The sequence below is a fragment of the Streptomyces racemochromogenes genome, from assembly GCF_039535215.1.
GTDB classification, from domain to species: Bacteria; Actinomycetota; Actinomycetes; order Streptomycetales; family Streptomycetaceae; genus Streptomyces; species Streptomyces racemochromogenes.
In genome coordinates this window covers 428,087-442,899 of the sequence record NZ_BAAAWT010000001.1, presented here as the reverse complement: position 1 = coordinate 442,899, position 14,813 = coordinate 428,087, and the positions used below count along the sequence as shown (strand labels likewise).

The 14,813-nt window shown below is 74.6% G+C and carries 13 protein-coding genes and 1 riboswitch; of the genes, 9 read left to right on the top strand and 4 right to left on the bottom strand.

The window, feature by feature from the left end; translation table 11 throughout:
• Positions 1-27: 27 nt before the first annotated feature.
• The 5 genes from ABD973_RS02095 to ABD973_RS02075 all read left to right on the top strand — a co-directional run bounded on the left by ABD973_RS02095 (position 28) and on the right by ABD973_RS02075 (position 4,729).
• Positions 28-474, top strand: coding sequence for a hypothetical protein (locus tag ABD973_RS02095; RefSeq protein ID WP_125823480.1), 447 nt, complete (start codon positions 28-30; stop codon positions 472-474).
• Positions 471-1,739, top strand: a complete 1,269-nt coding sequence (locus ABD973_RS02090; RefSeq protein ID WP_345497996.1) for a magnesium and cobalt transport protein CorA — start codon at positions 471-473, stop codon at positions 1,737-1,739. Before ABD973_RS02095 ends, ABD973_RS02090 begins: the two co-directional genes overlap by 4 nt.
• A gap of 37 nt (positions 1,740-1,776) precedes the next feature.
• Positions 1,777-1,918: riboswitch (cobalamin riboswitch) on the top strand.
• Between the two features lie 35 nt (positions 1,919-1,953).
• Complete coding sequence (locus tag ABD973_RS02085) at positions 1,954-2,943, top strand: ABC transporter substrate-binding protein (RefSeq protein WP_345497994.1); 990 nt, start codon at positions 1,954-1,956, stop codon at positions 2,941-2,943.
• Positions 2,940-3,956 (top strand): FecCD family ABC transporter permease, encoded by a 1,017-nt coding sequence (locus ABD973_RS02080; RefSeq protein ID WP_206436606.1) that lies wholly within the window; start codon positions 2,940-2,942, stop codon positions 3,954-3,956. Before ABD973_RS02085 ends, ABD973_RS02080 begins: the two co-directional genes overlap by 4 nt.
• Positions 3,953-4,729, top strand: coding sequence for an ABC transporter ATP-binding protein (locus tag ABD973_RS02075; protein ID WP_125823483.1), 777 nt, complete (start codon positions 3,953-3,955; stop codon positions 4,727-4,729). The genes ABD973_RS02080 and ABD973_RS02075 overlap by 4 nt, the downstream gene beginning before the upstream one ends.
• Positions 4,730-4,825: 96 nt before the next feature.
• On the opposite strand, the gene ABD973_RS02070 is transcribed toward ABD973_RS02075, so the two are convergent.
• Positions 4,826-5,206, bottom strand: a complete 381-nt coding sequence (locus ABD973_RS02070) for a VOC family protein (RefSeq protein ID WP_125604026.1) — start codon at positions 5,204-5,206, stop codon at positions 4,826-4,828.
• Positions 5,207-5,450: 244 nt separating this feature from the next.
• On the opposite strand from ABD973_RS02070, the gene ABD973_RS02065 reads away from it, so the two are divergent.
• Complete coding sequence (locus ABD973_RS02065; RefSeq protein WP_125823484.1) at positions 5,451-6,398, top strand: aldo/keto reductase; 948 nt, start codon at positions 5,451-5,453, stop codon at positions 6,396-6,398.
• A gap of 48 nt (positions 6,399-6,446) precedes the next feature.
• Here ABD973_RS02065 and ABD973_RS02060 read toward each other — a convergent pair whose 3' ends face one another.
• Together ABD973_RS02060 and ABD973_RS02055 are read right to left on the bottom strand one after the other, a co-directional pair.
• On the bottom strand, positions 6,447-7,349 hold the full coding sequence (locus ABD973_RS02060) for an ABC transporter permease (protein ID WP_125823485.1): 903 nt from the start codon (positions 7,347-7,349) through the stop codon (positions 6,447-6,449).
• Positions 7,346-10,111, bottom strand: coding sequence for an alpha/beta fold hydrolase (locus ABD973_RS02055; RefSeq protein WP_125823486.1), 2,766 nt, complete (start codon positions 10,109-10,111; stop codon positions 7,346-7,348). The genes ABD973_RS02060 and ABD973_RS02055 overlap by 4 nt, the downstream gene beginning before the upstream one ends.
• A 315-nt stretch (positions 10,112-10,426) precedes the next feature.
• Between ABD973_RS02055 and ABD973_RS02050 the strand changes: the two genes are divergently transcribed.
• From ABD973_RS02050 to ABD973_RS34700, 3 genes are all read left to right on the top strand, one after another.
• A complete protein-coding gene (locus ABD973_RS02050) occupies positions 10,427-11,965 on the top strand; it encodes an ATP-dependent DNA ligase (protein ID WP_345497984.1) in 1,539 nt (512 codons plus the stop codon).
• Positions 11,966-12,054: 89 nt separating this feature from the next.
• The gene (locus ABD973_RS02045) at positions 12,055-12,720 is read left to right on the top strand and encodes a helix-turn-helix domain-containing protein (protein ID WP_241253470.1); all 666 of its coding nucleotides are present in this window, start codon (positions 12,055-12,057) and stop codon (positions 12,718-12,720) included.
• Between the two features lie 44 nt (positions 12,721-12,764).
• Positions 12,765-12,995 (top strand): DUF6126 family protein, encoded by a 231-nt coding sequence (locus ABD973_RS34700; RefSeq protein WP_386382111.1) that lies wholly within the window; start codon positions 12,765-12,767, stop codon positions 12,993-12,995.
• 28 nt (positions 12,996-13,023) lie between these two features.
• Here the strand turns inward: ABD973_RS34700 and ABD973_RS02035 are convergent, their stop codons facing one another.
• Positions 13,024-14,676 carry a DHA2 family efflux MFS transporter permease subunit gene (locus ABD973_RS02035; protein ID WP_345497981.1) on the bottom strand — a complete coding sequence of 551 codons (1,653 nt, stop codon included), beginning with the start codon at positions 14,674-14,676 and terminating at the stop codon, positions 13,024-13,026.
• Between the last annotated feature and the right edge of the window lie 137 nt (positions 14,677-14,813).

Here is a 14,813-nt window from a genome sequence, read left to right as displayed (position 1 = left end):
GGTCCACGCGATCGTCGGGGAGGAAGCATGCTGACAGAGGCGCTGGCGGCGGTGGCCGCGTCGTGCAGTACCGCAGTGGTCCAGGCTGCCGGGACCGATGCCTGGGCGAGCCTCCGGCACCGCTTGGCGACCCTGATGGGCGACGGCGACGCCCAGCGGGCCGCCGCTGAACTGCAGCGGCTCGAACGGACGGCGCAGCTGATCGCCGACGCCCTGCCCGAACAGTCCGCCCGGGTCCGCATCCTGCAGGAAGGGAGCTGGCAGGCACGCCTTGAGGACCTGCTGGAGTCCCGGGCGGGAGCGGCGAGGGAAGCGGTGGCCGAGGAGCTGCGCAATATCGTCGCCTCCTTGAACGAGGACGGGGCCTCGACGCACAAGACCTGGAGCGGCGACGTCCGCCAGGTCGCAAAGGCGTCCGGCGAAGCGCGCGTGTACCAACTCGGCCAAGGCGAAATGCACATCTCAGGATCATGAACACGGAAGAATCGCGCAGCATCAGCGTCAACATCGAGGCGGCCGACAACAGCCGCGTCTACCAGGTCGCCCAGGGAAACATGTTCATCGGACGGGACCCCGTCGAGGTGACAGCCCGGAAGCTGGCTACTCTGCCGGTCTCCAAGGCGGCCGAGATGCTCGTCGAGATGTCCCCGGAGGAGCGCGCCTCGGTCATCGCGGCCATGGAAACCGGGCCGGCGGCGGCGCGGATGGCGCTCCTGGAGTCGTCAGCCGCAGTGGACGTCCTGGTGTCCATCGACGAGCTGCTCGCCGTCGAACGGCTCCTTGCCATGGACGCGGTGAGCGCCAGGCGCCTCGCGCTGGCGGCACCGCAAGCGTGGTGTACAGGTCTTCTTTCCAGGCTGACGCTGGAACAGACGCTCCGACTGATCGGAGAACTCGGCGAAGGAGGGAACTTCACCTTCCAGCCCGACGTCCTGGAGTGTTTCGCCACACGTCTCCCCACCGACGTCATGACCACGCTGCTGTCATCCGGCGGAATGCCGCCCGAGACGGCCGCACGTGTCCTGCGGGCAGTGGCCGACCGGGAGTTCGTCAACTGGCTCCTGATCGGCAATCCGAGCGCCCGGCTCGCGCTCCTCGACCACATGCCCCTCGAGTTCCTCACGACTGCCGTCGTCGCCCTGTGGGAACCGCCGGAGGAGCTGCGCCTCCTGTGTACGGCCAAGGGCGTCGGCCTGCCACAGGTCGCCGACGTGCTGAGCGCGCTGCGGCCGCAGCGGCTGGTCGAGCTGGTCACCGGTTCCGACATCGGCTTCGGCATCTACGAGGCGTTCTCGCCCGACACCCGGGCGGGTCTCCTCCGGTACACGGACGACCGGCGGTTGGCCGACCTCCTCCAGCGCTACCAGGAGGGCCCCCTCGTGGAACGCGTTTCCGGGATGCTGCTGGCGGATGAGCTGAGCGGCAGGGCCCATCACGTCCACCGTCATCTGGCGGCCGCGCTCGTCGTGTCGACGATCGACGCCGACCGTCTGCTGGAGTCCCTTCCACGCCATCAAGCCGCCGCCGTCTGGGACTCCCGGTGGGCCCACGGCGTGGCCCGCACCCTCGAAACCTACGACGTCGAGGCCGGCTACAGGGAGCTGAAGCAGCTCCCGGAAATGAGGAAGGCGGAGGTCGTCTGGCACCTGTCCGCGGAACGCCGGGCTCTGCTGCGGGAGAGGGCGGACAACCTCTCCGACAACCAACTCCTCCGCGACGGGGGACGGCCGCTCTCCTGAGTCCGCCACCACCCCTTCCGGGTGCAAAGGCCGCGTCTGGCAGACTTGGCCGGGTTGTCCCGGCGGTGCAGGACAGGAAACCGGTGTGAATCCGGTGCGGTCCCGCCACTGTGACCGGTCGCCGCGTGCGCGTGCGTGGGGGCCGGGAGTCAGACACTGACGCACCGCCTCTTCACTTCGACCGGGGACGAGGATCCCCCGGAGAGGCCTCACCATGTCGCGTGTCCGCGCCGCCGTGCGCTCCTTCCTGCCCTTCGCCCTCGTCGTGCCGCTCGCCGCCTGCGGCGGGCCCGCCGGGCCCGAGCGGTCCGGGGGCGGGGCGCAGGCCGCGCCCGGGTTCCCGTACACCGTCACCAACTGCGGTGTCAGCAGCACCTACCAGGCGCCGCCCGAGCGCGCCGTCACCATGAACCAGCACGCCACCGAACTCATGCTGGCCCTCGGGCTGCAGGACCGGATGGCCGGGACCGCCTATCTCGACGACTCCGTGCTGCCCGCCTACCGGCCCGCCTACGACCGGATCAAGGTGCTGGCGAAGGAGTACCCCTCGAAGGAAGTGCTCCTCGGCGCCAACCCCGACTTCGTGTACGGCGGTTACGCCAGCGCCTTCGACAAGGGGCAGGGCCGGGACCGGGACGCGCTGGCGAAGGCCGGCATCGGGTCACGGCTGAGCGTGGAGTACTGCACCCAGGGCCCGGTCGGGCTCGAACAGCTCAAGACCGAGATCACCGAGGTCGCCCGGACCTTCGGCGTGCCCGAGCGGGGCGAGGAACTCGTCCGGGAGGAGCAGCGGCGCGTCGACGCCGTCACCGCACGGGTGAAGAACCGGCCCCGGCCGTCCGTCTTCGTCTACGACTCCGGCGAGGCCTCCGCCTTCACCTCGGGGGGCAACGGCATCGGCAACGAGATCGTCTCCCTCGCCGGAGGCACGAACGCGTTCGCCGACCTCAAGGACACCTTCGGCGACGTGCCGTGGGAGAAGGTCATCGAGCGCGCGCCCGAGGTCGTCCTCATCTACGACTACGGCGGCACCACCGTCGAGGCCAAGAAGCAGCGCCTGGTGAACGACCCGGCGCTGGCCGAGGTTCCCGCCGTCAAGAACCGGCGGTTCGTGGTGCTGCCGCTCTCCTCCGCCGTGCTCGGCGTGCGCGTCGCCGACGCCGTCGAGTCCCTCGGCCGCCAGCTGCACCCCGACGCCCCGTGAGGCGCGGGCTGTCGCTGGTGCTGCTCGCCGCCGCGCTCGCCGTCTCGATGGTGGCCGGGCTGGCCCTGGGACCCGTACGGATACCGCCCGGCCAGGTCCTCGACATCGTCCTCGGCGGCCCCGGCGCGCGCGGGGCCTTCGCCTCCATCGTGTGGGACGTGCGGATGCCGCGCGTCCTGCTCGGAGCCGTCGTCGGGGCCGGACTGGCCGTGACCGGCACCGTGCTCCAGGCCCTCGTGCGCAACCCGCTCGCCGACCCCTTCCTGCTCGGAGCCTCCTCCGGGGCCTCGGCGGGCGCGGTGCTGGTCATCGTGTCCGGCGCGGGCGCCGCGGCGGCGGGCGGACTCGGCCTGCCGGCCGCCGCCTTCGCCGGGTCCCTGGCCGCGCTCGTCGCCGTCTACGCCCTGGCCCGCCGCGGCGGCACCATGACCACCGGCCGGCTGATCCTGGCCGGGGTCGCCGTGCAGTACGTCCTCTCCGCGCTGACCAGCCTGGTCCTCGTCCTGTCCGCCAAACCCGACCAGCTGCGCACCGCCCTGTTCTGGACCCTGGGCGGCCTCGGCGGGGCCCGCTGGGACGAACTCGCCCTGCCGGCCGCCGCGCTGCTCGCCGGCACCGTCCTGCTCACCGCCCTGGCCCGGCCGCTGGACCTGCTGCTCGCGGGGGAGGAGGGTGCGCGCACCCTCGGCCTGGACACCGGCCGCTTCCGGGCGGCCGTGTTCGTGCTCGCCTCCCTCGTGGTCGGGGTGCTCGTCGCCTACAGCGGGGCCATCGGCTTCGTCGGCCTGATGGTCCCGCACGCCGCCCGGATGGCCGTCGGCGCCGGCCACCGCGCGCTGCTGCCCGTGGCCGCGCTCGCCGGGGCCGTCTTCCTGGTCCTGGCCGACCTGGTCGCCCGTACTGCCGCGGCCCCCGAGGAGATCCCGGTCGGGGTGGTCACCGCGCTGGTGGGCGGGCCGTTCTTCCTGTGGATGCTGCGCCGCACCAGCCGCACCGAGGGGGTGGCGGGATGACGCGCGGACCGGCGGAACTCACCGTCGAGGCCCTGCGTTACGAAGTGGACGGGCACACCCTGCTGCACGGCGTCGACCTCACCGCCCGCCCCGGCGAGACGGTCGGCGTGGTGGGGCCGAACGGCAGCGGCAAGACCACCCTGCTGCGCTGCGTCTACGGCACGCTGCGGCCCACCGCCGGCCGGGTGCTCCTCGACGGGGCCGACGCCGGCGCGCTCGGCGCCAGGGAACGGGCCCGGCGCGTGGCGGTGGTCCCGCAGGACGCCACCGGCACCTTCGGGCTGACCGTCCGCGAGGTCGTCGCCATGGGCCGCAGCCCGCACAAGCGCTTCTGGGAGCAGGACGGCCCGAGGGACCGGCGGCAGGTGGCCGGGGCACTGGAGACGGTCGGCGCGGCCGGCTACGCGGAGCGGCGCTTCGAGGAGCTCTCCGGCGGCGAGCGCCAACGCGCCCTCGTCGCCCGCGCCCTCGTCCAGGAACCGGGCCTGCTGGCCCTCGACGAGCCGACGAACCACCTGGACATCCGCTACCAGTTGGAGGTGCTCGGCCTGGTCCGCGGCCTGCCCGCGACCGCCCTGCTCGTCCTGCACGACCTGAACCTCGCGGCCTCCTTCTGCGACCGGCTGTACGTCCTGTCGGCGGGCCGCGTCGTCGCCGCGGGTCCGCCGGGCGACGTACTGGACGAGGCCCTGCTGGCGGAGGTGTACGGGGTCCGCACCCGCGTCGGGGTCCACCCGACCACGGGCGCCCCCAGCATCGTCTACCTGCCGTGACACGGCCGTGAACGGATCCGGGCCGGCCCCGAAAGGAGCCGGCCCGGCCGTCCGGGGATCCGGCCAGGCCCGTGCGGGCCGGGCCGGAAGGCCGTACTAGCCGCCGTACGGACGGGTGATGATCTCCATCGCGTGCCCGGCGGGGTCCATGAAGTACACCCCGCGGCCCCCGTCGTTGTGGTTGATCTCGCCCGGGTGCCGGCCGTGCGGGTCGGCGAAGTACTCGACCCCCGACGCCCGGATCTTCGCGAAGGCGGAGTCGAACTCCTCCTCCGAGATCAGGAACGCGTAGTGCTGCGGCGTGATGGACTCGGCCGGGATGGTCGCGAAGTCCAGGGTCACGCCGTTGGCGGTGGACACGGGGACGAACGGGCCCCACTCAGGGCCGACTTCGAGACCGAGGACGTCCGCGAGGAAAGCGGCGGACGCCTTGTTGTCGAGGGAGTGGACGATCGTGTGGTTCAGCTGGACCGACATGGGTGAATGCCTCCGAAAGGCAGTCACGGCACCTCCATGCCTCACCCGGTCGGTGACCGACACGCGATGCCGTCAACTTGATCCTAAACAGACCGTCCCGGTGCGGTCCACCCCTTTCGCGCCGTGTGCGCGCCGTCCCGGCCGCGGCCGACACACACTGTTCACGCCCCGCGGGCCGGCCCGGCCGACCGGTCTCCCTAGACTGCGACGTGGCCCACCGCACGAGCACGGAGGAAGAACCCGCATGCGCTACGTCCCCCTGGGCACCTCAGGGCTGAAGGTCTCCGCCGTCGGCCTCGGCTGCAACAACTTCGGCGGACGCCTCGACGCCCGGGCCACCGCCGCCGTCGTCGACGCCGCCCTCGACTCCGGGATCACCCTCCTCGACACCGCCGACATCTACGGCGGCCGCGGCGGCTCCGAGAGCCACCTCGGCCAGGCCCTCAAGGGCCGCCGCGACCAGGTCGTCCTCGCCACCAAGTTCGGTTACGACGGCGTCGACATGGGATACGGCCCCGCCGCCGGATCCCGCGGCGGCCGCGCCTACATCCGCCGCGCCGTCGAGGAGTCCCTGCGCCGCCTGGACACCGACCACATCGACCTCTACCAGCTGCACAGCCCCGACCCGGGGACGCCCGTCGCCGAAACCCTCGCCGCCCTCACCGAACTCGTCGCCGAGGGCAAGGTCCGCTACATCGGGCACTCCAACCTCAGCGGCTGGCAGCTCGCCGAAGCCGCCCACACGGCCCGCGAGACCGGTGCCGCGCCCTTCGTCTCCGCGCAGAACGAGTGGTCGCTGCTCCAGCGTTCCGCCGAGCGGGAACTGGTCCCGGCCGCCCGCCACTACGGCCTCGGCGTCCTCCCGTACTTTCCGCTGGCCAACGGCCTCCTCACCGGCAAGATCCGCCGGGGCGCCCCCGTCCCGGCCGGCTCCCGCCTCGAAGGCCGCGAGGGCTACCTCACCGAGGAGCGCCTCGACACCGTGGAGGCGCTGGCCGCGATCGCCGACCGGTACGGCCGCAGCGTCCTGGAACTGGGCCTCGGCTGGCTCTCCGCCCAGCCCGGCTGTTCCTCCGTCATCGCCGGAGCCACCTCGCCCGAGCAGGTGCGCGCCAACGCCGCGACGGCCGAACGGCCCCTGGAAGCGGAGCTGCTGGCCGAGATCGACGAGGTCGCGCGCGCCCACGCGTAGACGCGGGCCCGCGCGTGGTCGCGCGGGCCCGCGGCCGGACCCGGGGGGTTAGGACGTGACGTCCTTGCGGGAGAACCCCCGGAAGGCGAGCGCGAACAGCACCACGGCGTACGACACCGACACCACCACGCCCTTGACCATCCCGCCCCACTCCAGCTGCGGCTGCAGGGCGTCCGCCCAGGCGAACTGCCAGTGGGCGGGCAGGAAGTCGCGCCACGACCCGAGGGCCGTCACCGCGTCCAGCACGTTCCCCACGATCGTGAGGCCGACCGCCCCGCCCACCGCGCCGAGCGGCGCGTCCGTCCGCGTCGACAGCCAGAACGCCAGCCCGGCCGTCACCAGCTGCGACACGAACACGAACGCCACCGCCAGCGCCAGCCGCGGCACGGAGTCACCGGCGTCCAGCGCCCCGCCCGTCGGGAGCCGCAGCGGCCCCCAGCCGTACGCGGCCGTGCCCGCCGCCAGCGCCACCACCGGCAGCAGGACGATCGCCGCCAGGCTGAACCCCAGCGCCACCACCAGCTTGCTCCACAGCAGCCGGCCCCTCGGCACCGGCGAGGCCAGCAGGTACCGCAGCGAGGACCAGCTCGCCTCCGAGGCCACCGTGTCCCCGCAGAACAGCGCCACCGGCACCACCAGCAGGAACCCGGCCGACACGAACAGGCAGGTCACCGCGAAGTTCGCGCCGGAGGCCGTCGCCGTGTCGATCAGGCTGATCCGCCCGTCGGCGCCGCCCCCGCCCCGCCCCCCGTCCGGGCCGCCGCCCACCGCGAACGCGATGATCATCACGAACGGCAGGGCGGCCAGCACCCCGCCCATCACCATCGTCCGCCGCCTGCGCCACTGCCGCAGCGCCTCCACCCGCAGCGGCAGCGTCCGCCCCGCCCGGTAGCCGGGCGCGGTCTCCCGCACCCGGGTCTCCTCCACCCGGGTCTCCTCCACGGTGCTCATGCCGTACCTCCGATCAGGGTGAGGAAGGCGTCCTCCAGCCTCCGGTGCGGCCCCACCGCCGACACCGGCAGCTCCAGCCGCACGAGATCGCCGATCAGCGCCGCGGGCGACGCGCCGTCGAGCCGGACGAGCAGCCCCTCGTCGCAGGGCACCGCGGAGGCCACGCCCTCCAGGGCGGCGACCTTCCCCACCGTCACCTCGTCCACCGGCTCCGCCAGGGTCACCAGCAGGGTGTCCCCGCCGCCGGTGATCTCGGCGACCTCGCCGGCCCGCACGAGCCGCCCGCGGTCCATGACCACCAGGTGCGTGCAGGACTGCTCCACCTCCGACAGCAGGTGGCTGGAGACGATGACCGTCCGCCCGCCGGCGGCGTAGCGGATCATCACGTCCCGCATCTCCCTGATCTGCGGCGGGTCCAGACCGTTCGTCGGCTCGTCGAGGATCAGCAGGTCCGGCATCCCGAGCATCGCCTGCGCGATGGCGAGCCGCTGGCGCATGCCCTGCGAGTACGTGCGCACCGCCCGCTCCAGCGCGTCGCCGAGCCCGGCGATCTCCAGGGCCTCCGCCATGTGCGCGTCCTCGACGGGACGGCCCGTGGCCTGCCAGTACAGCTCCAGGTTGGTCCGGCCCGTCAGGTGCGGCAGGAACCCGGCGCCCTCCACGAACGCCCCCACCCGCGACAGCACCGGGGCGCCGGGCCGGATCGGATGCCCGAACACCCGGATCTCCCCGGCGTCCGGCGTGATCAGGCCCATCAGCATCCGCAGGGTCGTGGTCTTGCCCGCGCCGTTGGGCCCGAGCAGGCCCAGCACCTGGCCCTTCTCCACCCGGAAGGACAGGTCCCGCACGGCGTAGCGGTCCTGTGCCTTCGCGTACCGCTTCGTCAGCCCGGTGATGTCCAGTGGTACGTCGGCCAGTGCGGGTTCGGGCTGCGCTTCCCGCACCCGCGTCCCCGCCCGGCCCCCGCCGGTCCGCCGGATCCCGAGGAGCCCCGCGGCCAGCGCCAGCGCGCCCAGCGGCATCCACCAGGTCCAGGCGGGCAGCCCGGCGGCCGCGGTCTCCACCCCGTCCGCGACGGGCACCCGCAGCGGGCCCTCCGCCGAGACGGTGTAGGAGGCCGGAGCGGCCGGTGAGGCGTAGCCGAGGTCGGTGGCGGCGACCACCAGCCGCAGCCGGTGCCCTGCCTGGACGGCGTGGTCGATCGCCGGGAGCCGCAGCTCCACGCTCCGGCCCTGCCCGGCGTCCTCCACCCGTACGGGCGCGACCAGCTGGGAAGGCAGCACCTGCTGGCGCCCGTCCGGCCCCACGTCGTACACCTTGCCGAACAGCACGGCCGATCCGTCGGCGGCCGTCGACCTCACCTTCAGGGTGACGGTCGGCGAGCCGGTGACCCGTACGGCCTCGGTCAGGGGCTCCGACTCGAAGCGGGCGTTCTGCCCGGGGAAGTCCAGCGAGAGCCCGGTTCCGAGGGCGGCGAGCTGACCGCCGACCCCGGGCAGCGCGGACAGCGCCGGCGGCGCCCCGCCCGCCGGGTTGGCGAAGGTCTGCTCACGGCCCGAGAGGGCGAACCCGCGCGGAGCGGAGGCCAGTCCCGGGTAGCGCTCCCCGCTCGCGCCGCGCAGGGTCAGCCGCCCGTCGGTGGAGTCGAACCCGCCGGAGCGCGACACCCGGAACGCCGGGCCGGTGTCCGCCGAGCCGTCGTCCTTCAGGTAGCGGTCGAACCAGGCGGTCACCCGGGCCTCGACCCGGGCCGCCTCGCGCATCCCGCCGTCGTGCCCGCCGGCCGCCCAGTCCAGGGCCACGGGGGCCCCGTTCGCGGCGATGGCCTTCGCCATGGCGTCGGCCTGGTCCAGCGGGAAGAGGGAGTCCTCCTGCCCCTGCACGATCAGCGCCGGCACCTTGATCCGGCCGGCCACGGCCGAGGGGCTGCGCCGCTCCAGCAGCTCGCGCGCCTCGGCGTCGGGCTTCCCGGCCACCGCGACGCGCTCGTACATGGCGCACAGCTGCGGCTCGAACCGGCCGCAGCCGGGCGCGCCGGCCGGTCCCGCCGGTCCCGCCGTTCCCGCCGTCGGCGTACCGGCGTCCGCGAGGGGCTGCGCCTGCTGGAGGCCGCCCGCCGCGCCGGTGGTGAAGAAGATCCCGGCCCAGAGCTTCTTGAACACGCCCTGGGGGAAGAGGGAGTCGGCGAGGTTCCAGTACGTGATCTGCGGGGCGATCGCGTCCACCCGCCGGTCGTACCCGGCCGCCAGCAGGGCCACGGCCCCGCCGTAGGAGGCTCCGGCAACGCCCACGCGGGGGTCGCCGTCCGCGTCGAGCCGCACCTCGGGCCGCCGGGCCAGCGCGTCGACGAGCGCGGAGACGTCCTTGACCTCGTGCTCGGGGTCGTTGAGCCCGATCTTCCCGCCGGAACGGCCGAAGCCGCGCGCCGACCAGGTCATGACGGCGTAGCCGTCGCGGGCCAGGCGCTCGGCCTGGGCGCGGACGTCGTCCTTGCTGCCGCCGAAGCCGTGGCCGAGGAGCACGGCGGGCCGCTTCGCCGAGGGGTCCCCGGAGGTGAAGAAGGAGGTGTCGATCCCGGCACCGGGCGCGCCCGGACCCGCGGCGTCCAGCCCGGGCACCTGCACGAACCGGTCCTCGCGGCGCACGGCCGGCTCGTCCCCGGACGCGGCGGCCGTCCAGGAGCCGGCGCCCACCAGGACGGCGAGGGCGGCGGCGCCGGCGAGCAGGCGGTCCCGGGGCCGCCGGGGCAGTCGTAGCTTCATACGGGCACCCTAAAGCCCGTGATCGTCTTCCCCGAGCTCCCTCAGGGTGAGCTCGGCCCCTTCTCCAGGACTACCCGCACGCACGGCCGTACCGCACCCGCAGTAGACCCCGGCCGCTGCCGGTCGCCGGTGGGCCCGTGGCCCGACGCCGTGGCCCGTGGCCCGGCGCCGCTCGTCGGTGGCCCGACGCCATGGCCCGTCGGCTGTGGCCCGAGGCCCGGGGTCCGGGATCCGGGGCCGCGTTTCGTCACGCGGCGGACCCGTTCCGGCGGGGTGGGTCTGCGGTGGGGGGCGAGCGGCGGGAGGATGGGCGGCATGCTGCTTGCCGAGGTCGCACGTGTGTCCCGGGAGGTCGCGGAGACCTCCGCCCGCTCCCGCAAGACCGCCTTGCTCGCGGAGCTCTTCGCGGCCGCCCCCGCGGAGGAGGCCGCCCTGGTCATCGCCTACCTCTCCGGGCGGCTCCCGCAGGGCCGCCCCGGAGTCGGGTGGCGCACCCTGGCCCAGGACACCGCCCCCGCCGAGGAGCCGGCGCTCACGGTGACGGCCGTCGACGCCGCCGTGGCGGAGCTGGCCGCCGTGGCGGGGCCGGGGGCGCAGGCCGAACGCCGCCGGATCGTCGCCGGCCTGCTCGGCGCCGCCACCGCGGACGAACAGCGCTTCCTGCGCAGTCTGCTGTCCGGGGAGGTGCGCCAGGGCGCGCTGGACGCCGTCGCCCTGGAAGGGGTGGCCAAGGCCTCCGGGGTGCCGGCCGCCGAGCTGCGCCGGGCCGTGATGCTGGACGGCTCGCTGCCCCGCACGGCGGCGGCCGCGCTGGCCGGGGGCGCCGAGGCGCTGCGCGGGGTCACCCTGCGCATCGGGCAGCCCGTACAGCCCATGCTGGCCGGCACCGCGCGCTCCCTGGCCGACGCCCTGGCCGCGCTCGCCCCCTGCGCGGTGGAGGAGAAGCTCGACGGGATCCGGGTACAGGTGCACCGGGACGGGGACGAGGTACGGATCCACACCCGCTCCCTCGACGAGATCACCGGCCGGCTGCCGGAGGTGGCCGAGCTGGCCCGGAGCCTGCCCGGCGAGCGGTTCGTCCTCGACGGGGAGGTCATCGGGCAGGACGCCGCCGGGCGGCCGGTGCCCTTCCAGGAGATCGCGGGCCGGGTCGGCTCCCGGCTGGACGTGGCGGCGGCGCGCGAGGCCCTCCCGGTGACCGTCTACTTCTTCGACGTGCTGGCCCTCGGCGACGAGGTCCTGCTGGACCTGCCGGTCCGCGAGCGGCACGCGGCCCTGGCCGCCCTGGTCCCCGAGCCGGCCCGGGTGCGGCGGCTGGTGGTGGAGGACGCCGGGGCGGGGGCGGCCGCCGCCGAGGAGTTCTGGGCGCGGACCCTGCGCCGGGGCCACGAGGGGGTCGTGGTCAAGGCCCTGGACTCCCCGTACGCGGCGGGCCGGCGCGGCAAGCAGTGGCTCAAGGTGAAACCGGTCCACACCCTCGACCTGGTGGTGCTCGCCGCCGAACGCGGCCACGGGCGCCGCACCGGCCTGCTGTCCAACCTGCACCTGGGCGCGCGCACCGGGGACGGCGGCTACGCCATGCTCGGCAAGACCTTCAAGGGGCTGACGGACGAGATGCTGCGCTGGCAGACCGCGCGGCTGCACGAGCTGGCGGTGGAGGACGACGGATTCACCGTCCGGGTCAGGCCCGAACTGGTGGTGGAGATCGCCTACGACGGCCTCCAGCGCTCCCTGCGTTACCCGTCTGGGGTCGCCCTGCGCTTCGCCCGGGTCCTGCGGCACCGCCCGGACAAGACGGCGGAGGAGGCGGACACGGTGGAGACCGTACTGGAACAGGGCCGCCGGGACGGCTGAGGGGGCGCCGACCGGGGGTCCGGGCGCGGCGTTTTGCCTCAGAGGCAAGCACGTTTGCCAGGGAGGCAACCCTCTGGCTCAATCGGGGTATGACGCCCCGCTCCGAGGATCCAGACGGCACCCACGGCAGTGGCACCGGCGGCGCGGCCCCCGCGGAGGCCCTCGCCGACGAGCTGCCCGCCGTCGCCCCGCAGCTGCGCGAACTGCGCCGCCGCGCCGGGCTCACGCTGGAGGCCGCCGCCGCGCGGGCCAGGCTCTCGCCCGCGCACCTGTCCCGGCTGGAGACCGGCCGGCGCCAGCCCTCGCTGCCGCTGCTGCTCGGGCTCGCCCGCACCTACGGTACGACCGTCTCCGAGCTGCTCGGCGAGACCCCCGCCGTCGCCGATCCCATCGTACGGGCCGGCGGCCCCGGGGCCCGCGAGGCCGACGGGTGGACGTACTGGCAGGCCGGCGGTTCCGGGCGGGGGATGCAGGCGCTGCGCGTGCACGTCCCGCACGGGCGCAGCCAGGGCGAGCTGGTGCGCGTACACCCCGGGGAGGAGTGGCTGTACGTGCTCAGCGGACGGCTCCGGCTGCACCTGGGGGAGGCCGAGCACCTCCTGGAGCCGGGGGACAGCGCGCACTTCGACTCGCTCACCCCGCACCGGATCGGCGCGGCCGGGCCGGGCGGGTGCGAGCTGCTGTTCGTCCACACCCTGCTGCAGAGCAGCCTTGCCGGGCTGTGCCTCGGCACCAAGACCACGCACCAGCACTAGGGGGAACCGTCACCGTGCCCGAATCCGAGTCCCGAGGAGACCAGATGTCCCGTACCGCAGAGCAGGCCGTCCCGGAGCAGGAGCAGGAGCAGGAGCAGGAGCAGGAGCAGGAGCAGGAGCAGGCACAGGCGCCCGCGTCGCCCACCATCCGCGAGCGTTTCGAGTCGAAGTTCCCGCGCGGCCTGATCATCCGGCTGATCGCGTACCTCTTCGTGGGGCACCTCTTCGCCTTCTTCGTCTACCTGCTCTTCGTCCTGGGCGGCCAGAACCAGTAGCCCCGCCCCCGAGCCGGCGGCGCCGCGGTCAGTGCGGTCCCGGTGCGGGTTCCGTTCCCGAGGGGTGTTCCAGCGGCGGGGCTCCGATCGCGCAGTGCGTGCGGCATTCGGGGTGGCAGGCCCCGGGCGCGGGGGAGCGTACGGTCGCCCAGGCGGTGGCCGCGCCCGCCACGAGGGCGCCCGCGCACCAGAGCATGGCGCGTCCGAAGGCCGAGTCGAAGGCCTCGGCGGACAGGTACGCGTCCGGGCCCATTCCGGCCAGCAGCGGCAGCGCGGCCACCGCGAGCAGTCCGGCGGCCCGCGCGGCGGCGTTGTTGATCCCGCTGGCCAGGCCCGCCCGGCCGGCCGGCACCGACGACAGGACGGTCGCGGTCAGCGGGGCCACCAGTACGGTCATGCCCGCGCCCATCACCACCATGGCCGGCAGCACGTCCCGCGGGTAGGAGGCGTCCGGGCCCACCCGCAGCGTGAGCAGCGTCCCGGCCGCGCACAGCAACGGCCCGACGGTGAGCGGCACGCGCGGGCCGATCCGCTCCCCGAGCGTGCCCGCCCGCGAGGACAGCAGCAGCATCAGGACGGTGGTGGGCAGCAGCGCGGCACCGGCGCCGAGGGCGGAGTACCCGGACACCACCTGGAGCTGGAGCACGACGAGGAAGAAGAAGCCGCCGAAGGCCGCGTAGACGAACAGGGTGACGAGGTTGACGGCGGTGAACTGCCGGGAGGCGAACATGTCCGGCGGCACCATCGGATCCGGCCGGTGCCGCTCCACGTACACGAACACGGCCGCCAGCAGCAGCCCGCCCACCGCCGCGCCGATGACCGGGGCCGCCGCGGACCGGGCCTCGATCAGCGCGTACGTCAGCAGGCCCAGTGCCGCCGCGCCCAGGACCGCGCCGAGCACGTCGAACCGCGCCCCCGCCGCCGCCGGGTCCCGCGATTCCGGTACGTGCTTCAGGGCCACCGGCACGCACAGCGCGGCCACCGGCACGTTCAGCAGGAACACCCACCGCCAGCCCGGCCCGTCCACCAGCCAGCCGCCGAGGAAGGGCCCCACGGCCGCGCCGACGCCGCCGAAACCCGACCACAGGCCCACCGTGCGCGCCCGGTCGTCCGCCCGGATCGAGCCCTGGATCAGGGCGAGGGAGCCGGGCGTCAGCAGCGCGCCGCCGACGCCCTGGAGGGCCCGGGCGGCGATCAGGACCCCGGCGTTCGGCGCGAGTCCGCACAGCAGCGAACCCGCCGCGAACCACACCACGCCGAGGACGAAGACGCGGCGCCGGCCGAACCGGTCACCGAGCGCCCCGCCCACCAGGATCAGCCCGGCCAGGGTCAGCAGGTAGGCGTTCACGGTCCACTGGAGCACGGCGAGGTCGGCGCCGAGGTCCTGTCCGATGCGGGGCAGCGCCACGTTGACCACGGTCGAGTCCAGCAGGGCCATCGCCGAGCCGAGCACGGTCGCGACCACGATCCACCGCCCCTGCGCGGAGCCGAGGGCGACCGCGGGCTCCGGGGCGACCGCGAGCCCCCGGCCGGCCACGGACTCGGTCTCGGGAACGCCCGCCGGCCCCGAGGCGGGCGCGGCCTCCGGCGCGGCCCCTGGTTCCGGAGCGGGCCGGGGGCCGGGCCCGGGTGCCGGTGAGGGGCCGGGCTCGGGCGCCGGTCCGCCGGGCTGCGAGCTCATCCCCCCAGGCTGACGCGCCCACGTCCGAAAGGCCACCGGGCGGGGCGCCCCGCTGTGGGCGGACCCGTACGGCCCCGCCCGTTCCATGGCTCACGAGGCCCTCTTGTAATGCACATGGCACCTCCCAGAACATGGCC